The 18,853-nt window shown below is 44.1% G+C and carries 17 protein-coding genes; 9 read left to right on the forward strand and 8 right to left on the reverse strand.

Annotation, left to right across the window (positions count from 1 at the left end; translation table 11 throughout):
- Window positions 1–31 precede the first annotated feature (31 nt).
- On the reverse strand, window positions 32–757 hold the full coding sequence (locus L0G63_RS03445) for a hypothetical protein (protein ID WP_301449372.1): 726 nt from the start codon (window positions 755–757) through the stop codon (window positions 32–34).
- A 217-nt stretch (window positions 758–974) separates the two neighbouring features.
- Window positions 975–1,286, reverse strand: coding sequence for a YhbY family RNA-binding protein (locus tag L0G63_RS03450; protein WP_301449373.1), 312 nt, complete (start codon window positions 1,284–1,286; stop codon window positions 975–977).
- A 339-nt stretch (window positions 1,287–1,625) separates the two neighbouring features.
- On the opposite strand from L0G63_RS03450, the gene L0G63_RS03455 reads away from it, so the two are divergent.
- The 7 genes from L0G63_RS03455 (at window position 1,626) to L0G63_RS03485 (ending at window position 9,090) form a co-directional block, all read left to right on the forward strand.
- A complete protein-coding gene (locus tag L0G63_RS03455; protein WP_301449374.1) occupies window positions 1,626–2,258 on the forward strand; it encodes an RlmE family RNA methyltransferase in 633 nt (210 codons plus the stop codon).
- 402 nt (window positions 2,259–2,660) lie between these two features.
- Complete coding sequence (ftsH, locus tag L0G63_RS03460; RefSeq protein ID WP_301449375.1) at window positions 2,661–4,556, forward strand: ATP-dependent zinc metalloprotease FtsH; 1,896 nt, start codon at window positions 2,661–2,663, stop codon at window positions 4,554–4,556.
- A 164-nt stretch (window positions 4,557–4,720) separates the two neighbouring features.
- The gene (gene folP, locus L0G63_RS03465; protein ID WP_301449376.1) at window positions 4,721–5,611 is read left to right on the forward strand and encodes a dihydropteroate synthase; all 891 of its coding nucleotides are present in this window, start codon (window positions 4,721–4,723) and stop codon (window positions 5,609–5,611) included.
- A gap of 36 nt (window positions 5,612–5,647) precedes the next feature.
- A complete protein-coding gene (locus L0G63_RS03470; protein ID WP_301449377.1) occupies window positions 5,648–5,929 on the forward strand; it encodes a succinate dehydrogenase assembly factor 2 in 282 nt (93 codons plus the stop codon).
- 52 nt (window positions 5,930–5,981) lie between these two features.
- Window positions 5,982–6,431 carry a hypothetical protein gene (locus L0G63_RS03475; RefSeq protein ID WP_301449378.1) on the forward strand — a complete coding sequence of 150 codons (450 nt, stop codon included), beginning with the start codon at window positions 5,982–5,984 and terminating at the stop codon, window positions 6,429–6,431.
- Window positions 6,432–6,691: 260 nt separating this feature from the next.
- A complete protein-coding gene (locus L0G63_RS03480; RefSeq protein ID WP_301449379.1) occupies window positions 6,692–7,405 on the forward strand; it encodes a YidB family protein in 714 nt (237 codons plus the stop codon).
- Between the two features lie 227 nt (window positions 7,406–7,632).
- Window positions 7,633–9,090: an anion permease gene (locus L0G63_RS03485; protein WP_301449380.1), complete on the forward strand. Its 1,458-nt coding sequence runs from the start codon at window positions 7,633–7,635 to the stop codon at window positions 9,088–9,090.
- 29 nt (window positions 9,091–9,119) lie between these two features.
- On the opposite strand, the gene L0G63_RS03490 is transcribed toward L0G63_RS03485, so the two are convergent.
- From L0G63_RS03490 to trmB, 3 genes are all read right to left on the reverse strand, one after another.
- Window positions 9,120–10,205 (reverse strand): regulatory protein RecX, encoded by a 1,086-nt coding sequence (locus L0G63_RS03490; protein ID WP_301449381.1) that lies wholly within the window; start codon window positions 10,203–10,205, stop codon window positions 9,120–9,122.
- Between the two features lie 52 nt (window positions 10,206–10,257).
- On the reverse strand, window positions 10,258–11,310 hold the full coding sequence (gene recA / locus L0G63_RS03495; protein WP_301449382.1) for a recombinase RecA: 1,053 nt from the start codon (window positions 11,308–11,310) through the stop codon (window positions 10,258–10,260).
- Between the two features lie 1,043 nt (window positions 11,311–12,353).
- Entirely contained in the window at window positions 12,354–13,193 is an 840-nt protein-coding gene (gene trmB, locus L0G63_RS03500) for a tRNA (guanosine(46)-N7)-methyltransferase TrmB (RefSeq protein WP_301449383.1), read from the reverse strand.
- A 197-nt stretch (window positions 13,194–13,390) separates the two neighbouring features.
- Between trmB and L0G63_RS03505 the strand changes: the two genes are divergently transcribed.
- Complete coding sequence (locus tag L0G63_RS03505) at window positions 13,391–14,320, forward strand: DUF2628 domain-containing protein (RefSeq protein ID WP_301449384.1); 930 nt, start codon at window positions 13,391–13,393, stop codon at window positions 14,318–14,320.
- Between the two features lie 23 nt (window positions 14,321–14,343).
- Here the strand turns inward: L0G63_RS03505 and L0G63_RS03510 are convergent, their stop codons facing one another.
- Together L0G63_RS03510 and L0G63_RS03515 are read right to left on the reverse strand one after the other, a co-directional pair.
- Window positions 14,344–16,230, reverse strand: coding sequence for a monovalent cation:proton antiporter-2 (CPA2) family protein (locus L0G63_RS03510; protein WP_301449385.1), 1,887 nt, complete (start codon window positions 16,228–16,230; stop codon window positions 14,344–14,346).
- A gap of 90 nt (window positions 16,231–16,320) precedes the next feature.
- Window positions 16,321–17,025, reverse strand: coding sequence for a hypothetical protein (locus L0G63_RS03515; RefSeq protein WP_301449386.1), 705 nt, complete (start codon window positions 17,023–17,025; stop codon window positions 16,321–16,323).
- Window positions 17,026–17,269: 244 nt separating this feature from the next.
- Between L0G63_RS03515 and L0G63_RS03520 the strand changes: the two genes are divergently transcribed.
- Window positions 17,270–17,569 (forward strand): hypothetical protein, encoded by a 300-nt coding sequence (locus L0G63_RS03520; protein ID WP_301449387.1) that lies wholly within the window; start codon window positions 17,270–17,272, stop codon window positions 17,567–17,569.
- Window positions 17,570–17,579: 10 nt separating this feature from the next.
- On the opposite strand, the gene L0G63_RS03525 is transcribed toward L0G63_RS03520, so the two are convergent.
- Window positions 17,580–18,689, reverse strand: a complete 1,110-nt coding sequence (locus tag L0G63_RS03525; RefSeq protein WP_301449388.1) for a cation diffusion facilitator family transporter — start codon at window positions 18,687–18,689, stop codon at window positions 17,580–17,582.
- Between the last annotated feature and the right edge of the window lie 164 nt (window positions 18,690–18,853).

The following is an 18,853-nucleotide window of genomic DNA, read 5'->3' on the forward strand; positions in this document are numbered from 1 at the left end:
TTATCGTGTACCTATCGCCTGTGAGTTAGCATTAAAGCGCGAAGTTTGACCAATAGTCTTGATTATGAAAATCAGGCGGAGAGGCGTGGTCTGGGGCAAAGTACAGCGAGCGTTCGCCAAGCTGCAAGATAACACAAGGATGTATTTGCTCAATCAGCATGTCTGCAATAGCGTATTTCTGATTGGGCAGCTCGATCAAGTCAATCCCAAAGCGTCGCTCATGGTGATAAGACAAAGGCATTACAGGTGTTGTCGACATTCCATCTGTGAAAGAGATCGGCTGTTGCCTGTCATTACAAGCCCAATCAATAGCGATGCGTGTACGTCCATTAGCTTGGTATAGAGGGGGTGGAGGTAAGGTCGTAGGGTTGCGATAACTTTCAAATTTATAAAGCGCATAACGGCCATCAGAGCTCACATTGATTTCAATATAAGACTCGGTATGATTGAGTGACTTCAGCTCTTTATTAATGATAGTGCTGCCTGTGATAAAACACTCAAGGCAAGTTTCCTGCCACAAGTAATCAGCAAATCCGACTTGGGCTGATTGCCAAGTTGACCATACTAATTGGTCCGCTATGGCTTGACTAGGTAAGTCGATTTGATAGGATAACTGTAATTGCAAAGCTGGCTGCCTGACAATGTTAGCGGTTACGGTGATAGATATATGCCGTAAGTCATCTATAGGTACGCCCAGCTGTTTGGCATCATCTTCCAATAGATTAGTGGCTATAGAAAGCTCAAAAGATTGATTCATGGTTTATAAAGCTCAAGAGTGTTTATAAGAAATTAAAGGTGAGTCACATTATATTAATCAACGAAGCTAATTTAGCAAATTACAGCAAATCAAAAATATTAGGCAATATAAAAGCCGCGAGCAAAATGTATCGCGGCTTTTATATGTATCGTTACATCTGGCGGTAATATGAGCTATTTTGCTATAGGGTTGCTCAAATTAAGCTTGGCAAAATTTATTATTGTGCATAACGGGCTAGGTTAGACAATTTTGGGTTGGCATTTGGGTTTTGGCGTAGTAATAGTGCCATACGACCAATAGAGTGAACCAAAGTGGCATTAGCGGCGGCGGCAAGCTCAGCGCCAACGACGTCACGATCTTCTTTCGTGCCAGCAGGCAATTTTACTTTGATAAGTTCATGATCTGATAAAGCGCGATCAATCTCTTCGGTGATAGACGGGGTAATGCCTTTATTGCCAATCATAACGATAGGCTTTAGCTCGTGACCGATGCCTTTTAGGCGTTTGATAGTAGCATTATCGAGTTGCATAGAATTCCTAAGTATTAATAAAAATAAAAACGGTACTGTCAAAACAGTTATGGATCATTATAGATAATCTGTAACCATCTTGCATGAGATCAGCAGGATTTTGCACGATTTTACGTGACGAAAATGTTAAACTGAATGTTTGGTATATTATAAACGCTACTGCCTTATAAAACAGTTATTTAACCAATAGTATTTAGTCAGTTTGCAACCACCAATGAATAAATAGCCTGATTGATGACACCTCTTGCGTAATTGTCATCACATTCAAATGAGTGTGCTTGTGATATAAAGATCAAAGAGAGGGTACTCAGGTCTTGTAAAGTAATAGGAGCAGGTATTTTGGCCACGCGTATCGAAAATAAAAAACTGTCAAAGAGTAGCAGTGCTTGGATGAAAGAGCATATTGACGATCATTATGTCCAAAAGGCTCAAAAAGAGGGCTACCGTGCCCGTGCTGCCTATAAGTTATTAGAAATAAACCAAAAAACCAATCTCATCAAAAAAGGCATGACGGTGGTAGATTTGGGCAGTGCCCCTGGTAGTTGGTCACAAGTAGCGGGACAGTTGGTTGGTGACGATGGTATCTTGATTGCCTCGGATATTTTGCCAATGGATGCTCTGCCTGATGTTACCTTTATTCAAGGTGATTTTCGTGAAGCTGAGGTGTTTGAGGCGATTATGGCAGAAGTAGGCGATAGACAAGTGGACGTTGTATTGTCTGATATGGCACCCAATACAGCGGGAAACAGTGCGATTGATCAGCCGCGTATGATGTACTTATGCGAGCTGGCAGTGGACTTTGCTTTGTCAACCTTACCAGAAGGTGGCGTACTTATTATGAAAGTGTTTCAAGGCGAAGGTACACAAGAATTACGCAAGCAGATGCAGCAGGATTTTAGTAAGATTCGTAGTATCAAGCCAGGGGCCTCACGTCCACGCTCAAAAGAGATGTTTTGGGTGGCGATTAAATAGTTTTAACATCAATAAGTTGCTACTATTGTAAGCGAGTTAATCAGTCACCATAAACTATCATTATGGTCTTATAAAAAGCGCTACAATCATTAACTGAATAAACGTGAAACCTGCTTGAATTATGCGGGCCCGTACCGCATATCATGGTATATTACCTTTGTTTTTAGCATATGTTTTAGGCAAAGTCGTCTGATAATAAGCGTTTTACAAGCTCAACGATCGTATATCTATGTTTATCTCATACTGATTATTTATAAAAACAATTTTTAGGCTATTCATAAATCATATAAGTTTAAGTTAGCAGTTGTTTAAGTATCGAGATGAGCGTTAATGATGAGCAATACGCTTATAGACGTCACGTGTTTAATAAACACACCAATAAGTAAGGGATGGGAATAACTAGTGAGCGACATGGTAAAAAATACCTTATTGTGGCTGGTGGTAATCGGCGTTTTAGTGCTGGTGTTTAGCGGCTTTGATCAATCCTCTGAGCCGGATAATCTTAACTACTCTGAGTTTGTGACCGCTGTGTCAGAAAACCAAGTAGCCAGTGTCGAAATCGACGGCGAACAGATCACCGGCGAAAAGAAAAATGGCTCAACTTTTGAGACCATTAGACCAGCTGTGTCAGATGATCAGCTAATGCCAATGCTACGTGAGAACCAAGTCGAAGTTCAAGGAACAGCACCAAAGCGCCAAAGCGTATTGATGCAACTACTGATAGCCAGTTTCCCAATCTTACTGATTATTGGTCTGTTTTTATTCTTTATGCGTAACATGCAGGGCGGCGCAGGCGGTAAAGGCGGCGGCCCGATGAGCTTTGGTAAGTCAAAAGCGAAGATGCTGACTGAAGATCAAATCAATGTAAACTTCGAAGACGTTGCTGGTTGTGAAGAAGCCAAAGAAGAAGTCGTTGAAGTGGTTGACTTTTTACGTGACCCAGACAAATTTACCAAGCTTGGTGCCACGATTCCTCGTGGTATCTTAATGGTAGGGCCGCCAGGTACTGGTAAAACATTGCTAGCAAGAGCCATTGCTGGTGAGGCCAAAGTGCCATTCTTCTCAATCTCAGGTTCTGACTTTGTTGAGATGTTCGTCGGTGTGGGTGCATCACGTGTACGCGATATGTTTGAGCAGGCGAAAAAGAGCGCCCCTTGTATTATCTTTATCGATGAGATTGATGCGGTCGGGCGTCATCGTGGCTCTGGTATGGGCGGCGGTAATGATGAGCGTGAGCAAACGTTGAACCAGTTATTGGTTGAGATGGATGGCTTTGAGGGCAATGAAGGCGTTATCGTCATTGCGGCGACCAACCGCGCTGACGTATTAGATAAAGCGCTATTGCGTCCAGGTCGTTTTGACCGTCAGGTACAAGTAGGTTTGCCAGACATCAAAGGCCGTGAGCAAATCTTAAAAGTGCATTTGAGAAAACTGCCAAACACTATCAGTGTCGATGCCAGCTCTCTTGCTCGTGGTACGCCAGGCTTTAGTGGTGCGCAATTAGCAAACCTTGTCAATGAAGCGGCATTATTTGCGGCGCGTCGCAACAAAACCAGCGTCGATATGAATGACTTTGAAGATGCCAAAGACAAGCTATATATGGGTCCTGAACGCAAATCTATGGTAATACGCGAAGAAGAGCGCCGAGCAACTGCGTATCATGAAGCAGGACATGCCTTGGTTGCTGAGCTACTACCAGGTACCGACCCTGTGCATAAAGTAACGATCATGCCGCGCGGATTTGCCCTTGGTGTGACTTGGCAGCTACCTGAGCATGACCAGACCAGCATGTATAAGTCAAAAATGCTCAATGATATTGCTATTTTATTCGGTGGCCGTATCGCTGAAGAAGTCTTTATCAATCAGATGTCAACGGGCGCGTCCAACGACTTTGAGCGTGCTACCAAAATGGCACGAGCGATGGTCACTAAGTATGGTATGTCTGATGCGCTAGGTATCATGGTGTATGAAGATGAAGATAGTTCACAAGGTTATTTTGGCTCTAGCAGCCGTACGATTTCAGAGGCCACACAGCAAAAGGTCGATGAAGAAGTGCGTCGTATGCTAGAAGAGCAATATGACATCGCTCGCGAGCTGATCGAAGCCAACCAAGACAAGATGCATGCGATGGTTGATGCTTTGATGAAGTGGGAAACCATTGATCGGGATCAGTTGCAAGACATCTTGGCAGGTGAAGAGCCACGTCCACCAAGAGTCTATCAGCCCAATGAAGTAAACTTGTCAAAAAATGATGTCAAAACGACTACTTCTACGCCGCCACCATTACCAGCGATGTAAGGCAGTTCTGATTGAAGTTTAATAAAAGGCCCTTTATCATAAAGGGCCTTTTTATTGTCATCATTCTTTTAAGGGCTTAGGACGACTTATGATTTACTGGTATCATAAGCACAGAGGAGCGCTACCTAAGCTATTGTATACACCTTATTCGTGATGGATTGCTCATGTCATTATTTCAGCCTTTACCCCATTATAAAATATCGAGCCGTGATAAAACGTTGGATTTGTCGCAGCCGCATGTCATGGGTATTCTTAACGTGACGCCAGATTCATTCTCAGATGGTGGACAGTTTAATGCAATAGAGAGTGCCGTTGCTCATTGTCAGCAGATGATGGATAACGGTGCAACGATTATTGATATTGGCGGCGAATCTACCCGTCCTAATGCAGATACTGTCGCGACTGCTGAAGAGATGCAGCGCGTGGTACCAGTTGTACAAGCCATTCGTCAGTATTTTGGCAACGATGTGTGGTTATCTATTGATACCAGTAATCCGGAGGTTATGCAGACAGCGTTTGATGCGGGTGCGGATATTTGGAACGATGTCAGAGCACTAAAACGTAGAGGTGCGGCAGCGCTAGCCGCTACCCTTGATATCCCTGTCATGCTGATGCATATGCGCGGTGAGCCAACGACGATGAATAGTCTGGCACAGTACGACGATGTGGTTCAGGAAGTGAGCACAGAGCTGAGTACACGAATCGAAGAGGTAACACAGCTTGGCGTCAAGCACGAAAAAATCATTATCGATCCAGGCTTTGGTTTTGCTAAAAACTATGAGCATCATTGTGCTTTATTAAGTCAGTTGGATAGCCTACAGGCATTGGGCTTACCCATGATGTTTGGTATTTCACGTAAGCGCTTTTTAGCAGAAGTATTGACCAATAGCGGTGTCAAAGCAGTGCAGACCACTCAAGCGACAGAACGAGATGCAGTGGGGACTGCTGCTGGGATATTTGCGTTGCAACAAGGCGCGAGCATTATTCGCACGCACAATGTCGCGATGATGCAACAAGCAGTGGCATTATGGCATCAACTATCCGCCTGTCACTAACATCATATTAACCAACATTTAAACAAGAGTATTTCTATGACGAATATCCCTCAGCCAGAACCGACAAATGAACAACGCCGTATCATTTATCAAGCCCGTCGCGGTTTGAAAGAGCTGGATTTTTATATTGATCCTTATGTCAAAGAGCGATATCTGATAGCAGATCCAACAGAGCAAGAGACATTTGCTCAGATGCTCACGCATGAAGACCCTGATTTATTGGATTATTTTACCAATCAAAATCGTCCAGCAGAGGATGATATATGGGCACTCGTTAATAAAATAAAAACATGGCGACACACCAAAGACTTGGTTTAGAGGCTTTGTATTTGATAGGTACAATACTGATGATTTCTCATGGCGCGCCCATATGACCCTAGCAACGGCACTGCGCATTGATACAGTTATTCATTCTACCAGTCGGCTACGCTGTCTGCTCTATGTGGGTTTAACTGCGATCATGATTGTCTTAGCGTGGCTTGCGGCTTTGGCATGGTGGCAATATTTGCTGATTTTGACTGTCTCGCTAGCCATTGCTGGCTATTTATTTCTGACACGTTTGACACTACGACATCTGAGTCAGCCGCCACTTGATCAACGTATGGATAAACAGTGGCAGTTGTTGATTCAGACAAGTCGAGGTGATGAGCTGTGGCAAGCACAGCTACTCTCTACACATTACTATCAATGGGCGATAAATCTTGAGTTCAACATAGTAGAGCCTTATCAGCGCCCTCTATCTATCACCATATTTCGTGATCAAGTAAGCCCAGAGAAATGGCGAACGCTTAGTGTTTTAGCCAATATTAATAAGGATTAAACAGAAACAGGGTAAAATATACTGATTGATATTCACGTTTCTATTTAGTCTTACTCATCTGTTATAGGCTTACGAATGCCTACATGTCATAACAAAATACCTATCTTGGTCTCCAAAGAGTTTTGTTATATTGAAACTCACGAATAAAGTATATGAACCAACTGCATTGTACTTCCAGTTTATGCCATGAAAAACCAGTATGGACAACGGTAGGCAGTCAGCTTGTATCATAAATAATATGACGATAAGAGGAAGAGATCATGAGTTTATTAGGGAATTTAGTGAGCCAAGTGGCCCGTAGTGCGATGAATCCAGAGGATGCTCAACGCCATCCAGTGAATCAGCGTATCAATCCACGTCGTACAGGTGGCTTAGGGGATATACTAGGCAGTGTGTTAGGCGGCAGCAACCAGACAGGTGGATACAATCCTCAGCAGTATGATCGCAAACCTGACAATGGCTTTGGTTTGGATGATATCATTGGTGGTCTGGCTGGTGGTAATCAGCGTGGTAGCGTCAGCTCAGGTGCTGGTGGACTGGGCGATATTTTAGGCAGTGTATTAGGGGGTCAGCGTAGCAATAGTGGTTTTGGCGGTAAGGGGATGCTTATCGCTGTCCTTATGCCAATGGTATTGAGCTGGATTAAGCGTAATGGCGGTATCGGTGGTGCGCTATCAAAAATCACTGGCATGGGCCATGGCGACCAAGCACGCTCTTGGATGAGTACCAATGAAATCAATGACAATCTAGACCAAAGTGAGATAAATCAGCTGTTTGATGAGCGTGAGATTCAGCAAGTAGCAGCCAGTACAGGTGCGAATGAAACAGAAGTGCGTCAAGGCTTGGCTGAATTACTGCCCGAGGTGATGAACCAGCTAACGCCCAATGGTAATTTAGATACCGAAGCGGAGGCTAACGAAGAAATTGATCAAATCATCAGCCAGTTATCCAACCGTCTAGGCACTTTACGATAATGGCCCCATGCTTGTGTTATAGCTACCTTTAGCTGTGTAGTCTGCTGCTACTTACGCAGACAGCTGATAGCGGCCAAAAGAGCACGTTTGTATAGCGTGCTCTTTTTTGTTGTGAGGAATTCAATAATACATGCTACATAGATATGTTAAAAATGGTGAACAAATGCGCAACGGTGCTGGTAATCTTATAAGATGAGGGTATCAGCCACTGCATAGGATATTGACGCATGCCGTTTAAGCCGATCCAAGCCGCTATTGCCATCGTCGTAGGTTTTATCATCTGGTTTGTCATTCCTGTACCGACGGGCGTCACCGCTGACGCATGGCACATGCTGGCTTTATTTATTGCCACCATCGTTGCCATTATTGGTAAAGTGCTACCCATCGGGGCGATAGCGGTCATCGCCGTGACGCTCGTGGCTTTGACGGGTGTGACCAGTGACAGCCCAAAACAAGCCATTAATGATGCGCTCTCTAGCTATTCAAGCCCGCTGATATGGTTGATTGGTATCGCAGTGATGATATCGCGCGGCCTTATCAAAACCGGTCTTGGTCGCCGCATTGCTTATTATTTTATTTCTATCTTTGGCAAAAAAACCATCGGAGTCGCGTACTCATTGACGGCGGCTGAGCTGATGATAGCGCCTATCACGCCGTCGAATACCGCGCGTGGTGGCGGTATTATTCATCCTATTATGAAATCTATTGCCCAAAGCTTTCATTCAACGCCAGAGGAAGGCACGCAAAATAAAATTGGTCGCTATCTGGCGATGGTCAATTACCACGCCAATCCGATTACCTCAGGGATGTTTATCACCGCCACCGCGCCCAACCCTTTAGTGGTAGACCTGGTAAATAAAGCTACAGGCGGTAACATTCAGCTGTCGTGGACAACGTGGGCGGTGGCGATGTTTGTGCCGGGCATCCTGTGTTTGGTGGTGATGCCCTTGGTGATTTATCTGATCTATCCACCTGATGTCAAAGTCACGCCCGACGCTAAAGGTTTTGCAAAAGACAATTTGGCAGACATGGGTAGCATCAGCCGCCAAGAAAAAATCATGCTCGGTGTGTTTGGCCTGATGCTACTACTCTGGGCCAATATCCCGGCGCTGCTATTGGGTGAGCAATACAGCGTCGATGCCACTACGACAGCTTTTATCGGTCTGACGACTTTGATATTGACTGGGGTGCTAACGTGGGAGGATATTCTCAAAGAAAAATCTGCTTGGGATACCATCATCTGGTTTGGTGCCTTGATTATGATGGCCGCTTATCTGAATGAGCTTGGCTTGATTCGCTGGTTTTCTGACAATATCGAAGCGATGATTGGTACGACGGGTCTGGGCTGGGTAGGTGCCGTGGCGATTTTGACGCTGGTGTATTTGTACATTCATTACTTTTTTGCAAGTACGACTGCGCATATCACCGCTTTATTTGCCGCCTTTTATGCCGTCGGGCTGAGCTTAGGAGCGCCGCCCATGCTATATGCGCTGATTTTGGCAGCAGCGGGCAACATTATGATGACCCTAACTCATTATGCGACCGGCACCGCCCCTGTCATCTTTAACTCAGGGTATGTGACCTTAAAAGAGTGGTGGGGCATCGGCGCTATCATGAGTGTGGTCAATCTGGTGATTTGGATAGGGGCAGGTATGATATGGTGGAAAGTGCTTGGCTATTATTAATAGGTATCTGAGTGTTAGATGAGTCACGGTTAAAACCGCTCATCTAATGTCTCAAGCGTGTAGTTGAGCGCAGCGAAACAGATATCAGTATTGAAGCCTCTATACTGCAAAAACCGTAATTGACGAGCCTTGTCTTTTGGCTCACGGGGCAATGTATTGCCGTATTTTTTGGTGCGAGCGGTCACCGCTAGCTTTAGCCAGTCAACGCCTTCGACCAGATTGTCATCACCATCTTCGACAAATTCGCTAAACTCCTCAGACTCTGCATTTGCCATATCGATCAGCTCATCGATGTTGTCTGGCATGGCTATTTTTTTTTGATAAAACGCTTGCTTGATACGCCCGCGTCCCCGACCTTTACGGATATTCTCACGTATCAGCATAATGGTGGTGCGGTAGTCACTTTGATAGCCTTTTTCCTCAAACTCATCAAGTAGGGCATCGATTTTTTCTGGGTCTTGTTCTTTGTCGATTAGCTTTTGCTTGAGCTCAGCCTTGCCGTATTCGCGCCGTGACAAGTAATAGAAGGCAAGCCAACGTAGCCGGCTCTCAGCTTTGATAGCATCAATCTCTGCTTGCTTTTGTTCAGGGGTGCGCAAATAAGCTTTAAGCGCGGTTGGTATATTATCGTTTTGGTTTTCTACTTCACTATCATCAAATGATGAACGTTCACTTCCGCATTCTGATTGCTCAAACGAGGGGGCATAGTTGTCGTTTTCAGCTACGTCATTCTCTGCATCACCACTATGTACGCTGTTCTTGACCTCGGCCAGCATCTCTTTGATACTTTGCGCCTTTGGTGGCTGATACGCAGGTGCGTCGTTAGGCTCAGGGCTAAAGCTCGCGGCTGGATGAAAGCGCTTTTTACGTTTTTTGGATTTAGAGTTTTTTTTTATCTTAGCAGAAGATTCTTCAAAGTATGATGTATCAACAGTAGGCTCACTAGTGCTTGAATGATCTTGATCTGGGTCTTTAGAAAGCTTGCTAGATTTACCTGATTTGTTAGATGTGTTTTGATAGGAGTGTTTAGTAGGTTTTTTTCGTTTGCTATCAACAGAACTAGCTGAGCCGGTTTTCGACTCAGCTAAGATTTCAGCCAATGTTTTAATTTTCATAATAAGTCATGATTATTTATAGCGGTCAATGATAATGGTTACTAGTGAACCATTATTGTACAGAGTCAGGTGCCAGTTCTGCATCGTCAGTTTCAGGCGCTTTGCTATCTTTTTTCTTACCAAGCTTTTCATCACGAATTTTGTCTTCGATCTCTTTGGCGATAGCAGGGTTTTCTTTTAAGAAAAGCACAGAGTTGGCTTTACCTTGACCGATTTTTTCATCGCCATAGCTGTACCAAGAGCCAGCCTTGCCAACGGCACCAATCTCGACACCCAAGTCAATCACTTCGGCCAAGTGGTTGGTACCTTCGCCATAAGTAATCTCAAACTCAGCTTGGCGGAACGGCGGTGCCATTTTGTTCTTGATGACTTTAACGCGAGTTTGATTACCGATGATGTCATCGCCATTTTTGACCGCACCAATGCGGCGAATGTCCATACGTACAGAGGCGTAAAACTTAAGGGCATTACCACCAGTTGTAGTCTCTGGGCTACCAAACATAACACCAATTTTCATACGGATTTGGTTAATAAACACAACCATACAATTAGAGCGTTTAGCATTACCAGTAATCTTACGTAGCGCTTGGCTCATCAGACGCGCTTGTAGACCCATATGTGAGTCACCCATCTCGCCTTCAATTTCTGCACGCGGAGTCAAAGCTGCGACCGAGTCGATAACGATCATATCGATTGCGCCTGAACGCACGAGCATGTCAGTAATTTCAAGCGCTTGCTCACCGTTATCAGGCTGCGACAGTAGTAAATCGTCGGTATTGACGCCTAGCTTGCGTGCATACACAGGGTCAAGCGCATGCTCAGCATCGATAAACGCACAGGTGCCCCCTTGTTTTTGACACTCTGCAATGGCTTGCAAGGTCATTGTGGTTTTACCTGAGCTCTCAGGGCCATAGATCTCGATGATACGACCTTTTGGCAATCCACCAATACCAAGCGCGATATCTAGACCAAGAGAACCTGTTGAAACCACATCGGCATCAAGAATGGCTGAATCATCACCCAGATGCATGATGGTATTTTTACCAAACTGCTTTTCAATTTGACCTAATGCCGCTTTTAGGGCTTTGGCTTTATTGTCGTCCATACTGGATTCCTTTTTTGATAATTGATTTGGCGCTATAGATAAAAGATTTATACGTCTAAGAGTGATAACTGGTGCATACTGAGCAGCGCTAATAAGACAAATCATATAGCTATTAGCGCTCTGACAACTGGCTTAAATACACAGGTTGTCATATAACTGCTATCAGTAGTAATATCGAGATATCGCTCTACTATACAGTAAAATTAAATAACGAGAGAAGTAAAAATAAGTTCATAATCAATTACAGTTACAATAGCTTTTGAGTCGGATATTAACGACTAATAGCTATCTGAATCTCTGTAGTGCTATTGATTTGATAAAGTAATTATAACAAAATCCAAGCGCTATATTGAGTCTTGGACGATGCTAAACGACACTGAATGTCGTACAATATAAGAGTGAGGATTCGTGAAGATAGCCATCTGTTCAAATGTATTTTTGAACCTGATAAGTGCCTTATTTGTCAATAGAATTATGAGTTGTCCACAACAAAAGATAGAATAATTTTTATCGATTGTGAAACATCCAAAACAACTGAATTATTTTAAAAAATATTTAAAATAATTTCTTGTGTCGATTTATTTTAATTAAGTTATTGTTTTTAAAGGTTTTTAAAATTGTACAAAAAATGAACGATTTTATCTTAACCTTTAAGTTACCTAGGCACATGGTTGTCAAGTGGTCACTTATACACAGGGTTATCCACAGCTTATGGGGAGAACTCTCGAAGCCCTTATAGCATCTATGTTTGCGTGGGACGTTATTATATCTGATTTGACGAATATTGATTGCTTGAAAAGAGAAGAGGCGATTTTTTACCAAAAAATATCATGGTTGGCGCTATGTTTCACATAATAACCATTTATAGTTTTTCGCGATTATCATATTACAGGCCTTTAAAGTCAGGTTTGTGACGTAATCAAAGCGCCTAACAAATCGTTAAACATATTTATAGGTGTTATGGCAAGCTTATAGACAAGCATAAAAAAGCGGCCAATTGGTTAGCCGCTTTTTTGAAATGATTACAAGTGCAATTTTACTTATCAGTCTTTGATATAGATCAAATCCCACACACCGTGACCGCGATCAATACCGCGACGCTCAAACTTAGTCATTGGACGAAAGTCAGGACGGTCAGTGAAGTTGCCTGCGCCTGCTTTGTTGGTTAATCCAGCAAACCCATCCAAAACTTCAACCATCCAAAATGCATAATGCTCCCAATCCGTGGCTGTATGAAACCAACCGCCTTTTTTTAGACTGCGGGTCACGATGGTCATACGATCAGGGCTGACGAAGCGACGTTTGTAATGACGCTTCTTTTGCCATGGATCAGGGAAGTAGAGCTGGATACGGTCAATATGATTCTCTGGTAATTGCTTCAGCAATTGAATAGCGTCGCCATTGATAATTTTGACATTGCTCAAGTCTTGAGTGCCTGCCATGTAAGCACATTTACCGATACCAGGCTCATGTACTTCGACGCCAACGAAGTTACGCGCGGGCTCTGCGGCTGCCATCTCAATAAATGAATCACCCAAACCAAAACCAATCTCTAAGGTCAGCGGTGCGTCAGAACCATTCGGGCTATCAGCGAACAGCGCTCGCAGGTCATCAATACCTGAAAGGTCGCCATCGCCGAAACTGTTATTGACCAGATACTCAGAAAACTCTGGTGCAGTCAGCGCAAGCTCAGCGTTTTTGTTCATGTGCGTGCGCCGCTTCATAAACGTATTAACGATGCGGATATGTTTGTCAGAGCTAGGTTCAATCTCTTGGCTAGCGTTTGTATCCGTATCGATAGGCGCATGAGTGTTATTAGAGGTTTGCTCATCAGTAGTATTATTACTATTGATGGTGTCATTGATATCAGAATGTTGACTCATAGGATTTGTAAGGCTTAATTAGGTGAGTGATGTTGGCTCATTATAAGTTAAATCCATACAACTGTGAACGTACAATCCTATTTTAGCGCGTTTGCTGCTCAGTTCTGTCGTTTCTCTATCCTAGATATGGGTTTTAGCGTTATCATAGTGTCATCGTTAAGAGATATTTTTCCTAAGAGTCAGTAGAGCGTATTGCCATGCTATTTATTGAGACGGATTCACCGCCACCGTTTTATCAAGAGTCATTAACACCTGCTAAACGCAAGCAACTGGATCAATGGTTTATCGGTGATCGTACCCAGCGCTATTATCTCAAGCGCTTTGAGCAGTTTGATCAGCAAGGCTATCTGTCACCTAAGTGGCATTGGGCTGCATTTTTTATGACGTTTCCTTGGCTGTTATACCGTAAGCGCTATATGGATGCCATTGTGTATAGCGTAGCAGGATGGTCATTTATTCAGCTTAATGTCGCCATTGTGCTTGTTGCCTTTGAGTTTGTGGCGATGTCTTATGTGCCAGACGCTTATCAAATGGCAACGCGGATTGGTATTGCTGCGATTATTTGGTTGTTTTGGTCTGCTATGGTGGCACGCTGGACAGATGCATATTATTACCGGATGGCGCGACGTGAGATTGCGGATGTGATTAATGATTATCCACGTGATGAGGCTGCCCAAAAAGCGCATTTGAAAAAAGAGGGCGGCGTCAGTCTATTCGGTTTAGCACTAGGGTTTGGCTTTTTTGCTTTTGCGTTACTGGTGATTAAGGTTCAGTTTTTGCCCATCATTGCCAAACCAAAAGAAAATGAAGTGTTGTTTGATGCTTATGATATTGCCAAGAATGCCCAAAACCGAGTGGCATTGATTTATCAGCAGACTGGGCGATGTCCTGTAGATTTGCCACTCAGTACCGAGCAGCAACAGGTACGTATGCATGTCGATAGTCAAGCGGCTGGTGTGCTAGAGACGGATTGCGCGGTGATTGCTACGATCCAGAACGTGACATTTCCAATCCGCTATCTGAACGAGCAGACATTGGTTTTTTATCATATACCAGACAGTGATAACTGGGATTGCACAAGCTCACTAAATAAAAAACAAGCCCCTAAAAATTGCCTGTCTAACTAGGGGCTATACCTATCTAGTTTTTGCTAGTGTTTAGAGTCTGTTGCGGTATCGTCTGGTTCGTCAACTGGCGTCGCTTGGCTCTTCAAGGCTTCGTAGAAATCGGTCAAATCCATCTTGCGCGCTTTGCCGATATCTTCATCAAATAGGCTTTCAAGCTCTGCCATCGCTGATTGTGCGGACTCAATCATGCTGGCTTCATCATCGTAAATGGCTTGCTGACGCTCAATTAAGTCATCATCATAATCACGGAATGTTTTTACTGTCTCTCGAGCTTTTTCCGGAGAGATACCGAGTAGCTGTAGCGATTCACGTGACATATCTAAAGATGACAAGTAAGTCTCACGCCAAATGTGACGCACACCAACTTCGCGTAAGCGGTAGTAATGCTGACGATCACGCGCTCTGGCTAATACAATCAACTCAGGATAGTTTTTGCGTAAATACTGAGCGGTAGTGATGGAGCGCTCTAGGTCATCAATGGCCAAAATAAAGACACGCGCCTTTTGAATACCTGCAGCTCGTAGAATCTCGGGGTTTTTTGGATCGCCGTAATAGACTTGGTTACCAAATTTACGCACGAAATCTACTCGGTTGGCAGAACGTTCAATGGCTGTGAATTCAATATTATGCATACGAAGCACACGACCGATGATCTGACCGACTCGGCCAAAGCCTGCGATAATTACCTGATGCTCATGATCAGGAATGGTGTCGTATTCTCGACTTGGTTTGCGTTTGGCAAATAATGGTTCGCCTATTTTTTCTAACAACAAAAAGGCTAATGGTGTCAGTGCCATTGAGATCGTAACGACAAGGTTTAGCGTATTGGCAAGATCAGGACGTAAGACACTTTGGGCGGTGGCGACACTGAACAGAACAAAGGCAAATTCACCGCCTTGTGCCAAGGTCACACCCAATCTGATACTGGTTGGCCAGCGGTTGCCAGATACTTTGGCAATGGCTGCAATCACTGCAAATTTGATAAACATTAAGGCGAGGGCACAGCCAATGATAAATATCGGCTTGGCCAAAATGAGTTTAACGTCAGTGAGCATACCGACTGACATGAAAAATAGACCCAATAGCAATCCTTTAAACGGTTCGATACTGGCCTCTAACTCGTGTCGATACTCAGAGTCAGCTAACAACACGCCTGTCAAAAATGCACCTAGTGCCATTGATAGACCAATTTGACCCATCAAAATAGACACGCCCATGACGATAAACAACGCGACCGCTGTTAGTAGTTCTGAAGCACCGCTTGAGGCCACAAACTTAAAGAATGGTCGAACCACATAACGACTGGCAAAAATGAGACCAGCAAAGACTGCGAATACTTTCCCAAAGTACAGTAAATCGTAACTTTGCTCACGAACCCCCGATAGGAACGGAATGACTGCTAATAAAGGAATAACCGCGATGTCTTGGAATAGTAAGATAGTAAAAGCTTCGCGGCCATGTGTGCTCGAAAGTTGCTGTTTTTCGGTCAATATCTGTAGCACAAAAGCGGTCGAGGAGAGTGCTAAACCAAAGCCAACGATAAAAGCAGTATCTAGCTGTAAGGCGAAAAAATGGTGCAATAGCCCCATCAATAGTGTACCAGTCAGCCCAACCTGTAGACCGCCAAGAACGAATATAGAGCGACGCAGCGCCCAAAGCCGCGAGGGTTGCAGCTCAAGCCCGATGATAAATAGCAGCATGACCACGCCAAACTCTGAAAAGTGCAGTAGACTTTCAGCATCACCCGCCACATCCAAACCGCTTGGACCCAATATAAGCCCTGTGATGAGGTAGCCTAGGACCGTTGCAATACCGAAGCGTTTACCAAGGGGGACAAAGAGCAGCGCTGCTCCCAAAAAGATAGTGGCTTGTAACATTAAATTTGGTGAGCCGGCGGCGGCAGCGAACATCTGGAATCCTCAGAAATTAGGACAAAATAAGCAATTTAAAACGGGTATAACTAACATTAGACTCGCGAAAAAATATAGCATCAACATACATTATTTTTTGCGATAAATCTTCCAAACACCATTATCTGCAAGCGGATTGTTATAAGCGTCGTTGCGGCGCTTGCGCGGTGTTTGCCTGCTGTCGACAATCTTAAAATCAGGCAAAGCATGGACGATAAGACCAGTACGATAAAAACGTACCCGTTCAGGCTCTAGCATCTCACCCTTGCTATCGCGGCAAAAAACATAAGCGCGCAGATCAATAAACTCACGATGAGCGACCAAACGCGCTTCGTCATCATTATCCAGTACCGCTGTCATGCGAGCGACTTCATCATCAGTGTAGTCACCACATTTATCAGTCAATGCACCAACTGAGCCAAAGCTTTTAGATTCCTTGGCTCGCGTTTTGGTTAAATGTAGGCGCTGAACATGGTAGATAAACTGCGGTATCTCAAGACTGGCTGGAAGCGGCAGATAATCAGGTGGCATATTGGCCGCTGGATAAAAATCCTTGGCGCGCTCAAGTAGATTTTGCCAACGTTGCTGATAAGCCTGTACCTCCGCTAAGTTGCCTTCATAGATAGGCATATCGCGAATCTGGCGCAAAATATCAGGCGGAAATTGCTCATGACGAAAGTTTGCAATATCCTCTTGCAGCGTCGATAGCAAAACTTTGGCGTGTTTTTTGCCGTCTTTTGACGTAGGATCATCGATATAGTCTGGGGCGACAAAGGGTGCTGAACGTCTAGACATAATGTTATATCATCAATAGATCGTGAAAAGGGGTAGTCAGTCTTAAGTATACAGAATTTATATCAAAAATATGGTCGAGAGATAGGGTTTTTCATCACTTTTAACATGCGATTACAATCGTAGAAACAAGTTTTAGGCAAACTTAGGTCAATATTCATTTTTTATCGATATATGTCTTTTGTTCTTTGACACCGTGTCTAGTAATTAACAGGCTTTGTCACACAGCTTATCGAGTATCATTTTTATGAGCAAACATTTATCAGATTCGACTGTTTTTTCTGAGCGGCGTGCTTCATTGAAGATGATTGGCAAAATAATACTCAGAACTATTTATACAGGAATGATAGTCGCACTTGGGTTTTGGTTGCTGATGATGTCAAACATGGGGCCTGCTTATTTGCCAAATGTCTGCAATGGCTGCCTCGATATGTGGATTAGAATGACGCTGCTCATTGCTGGTATAAGTCTGTGGATATTAGTCATTATGTGGTGTATCTGGCACCTGCTACGTATTGTCTATGGTTGGATAAAACATCACCAGTAGCAGGCAGCTATTAATGATTGTGCCCAATATGTCCCCCAGCGCCAGCAGGCATGCGATCTGAGATGTCACAAATCAACGTATCAGCATGCGCGCCAGCATGTGAATGAGCAGCGCTTTCGACCTGAATGGTGGCGTGACTGATGCCCAAGTCTAATAAACCCTGCTCCAGTTCTGCAATTAAGATACTGGCGTCTAAGATACTCATGTCTCCATCGACTACTACATGGCAGGATAGGGCGTGTAGGCCACTGGTAATACTCCAAATATGTAAATCATGGACCTTTTGTACTTTAGTATGGGCGACCATGCGCTGCTCGATATCTTCTAAAGCAATACCTTTAGGCGTGCCCTCCATCAAAATATGTACTGAGTCGCGCACCACGCGGTAACCACTAACTAATATGAGAATGGCGACAATCACCGATGCCACGGCATCTGCCCATACCCAGCCAAACCCCATCATCAATAGGGCGGCGATGATCGCGGCGACAGAGCCCATCAAATCGCTAAGCACATGCAAGTACGCGCTTTGCATGTTTAAGTTGGCAGGTTTTTTACACTCTTTTTTAGTATCACTACCATGACTGTGCTCGTGTCCGTCATCCTCTGCCGCATGACTGCCGCGGTGCATGAGCCACGCCACCAAGATATTGACCAACATACCGACCGTTGCCACAATCAGCATACCTTGCGTCGCAATCTCAGGCGGGGAGTTAAAGCGCTTGATGGCTTCATAAAAGATCATCAAGGCGATGATCACTAAAGTTGCGCCATTGACTCCTGCCACCAAAATCTCAAAACGTTTATAGCCAAATGTCTTTTGGTGCGTGGCTGATTTTTCACCAATTTTGAATGCCATCAAGGTCGCGCCCAAAGCAACCGCATCGCTCAGCATGTGACCTGCGTCGGACAATAGCGCCAAGCTACCAGTAAGCCAGCCGCCAATAGCCTCTATAAACATATAACCTGTGATGATAATAAAGCTAAACAGCAAGGTGCGCTGATAACCTTTGGTATCTTGCGATGATGACGATTCTAACTGGTCGTCATGGTCGTGACTGTGCTCATGGCTATGGTGATTATGATCGTGCTCGTCAGTGCTAAGATTATTTTGATTCATAACAACACTCAAGTCAGCTAATAGCGAGGTTCAGTAAACAATATCCATTGTGGTTCGGGTAGCAGGAGGCTTTTGGATGCATACCACCTAATAGTGGTTATAAATCTAACATAGCCACGCCTGAGAAGCTGTAACGACGAAGTAAATAGAGCAATATGCCATAT

It is taken from the genome of Psychrobacter sp. (genome assembly GCF_030454045.1).
In the GTDB taxonomy this organism is placed as follows: domain Bacteria; phylum Pseudomonadota; class Gammaproteobacteria; order Pseudomonadales; family Moraxellaceae; genus Psychrobacter.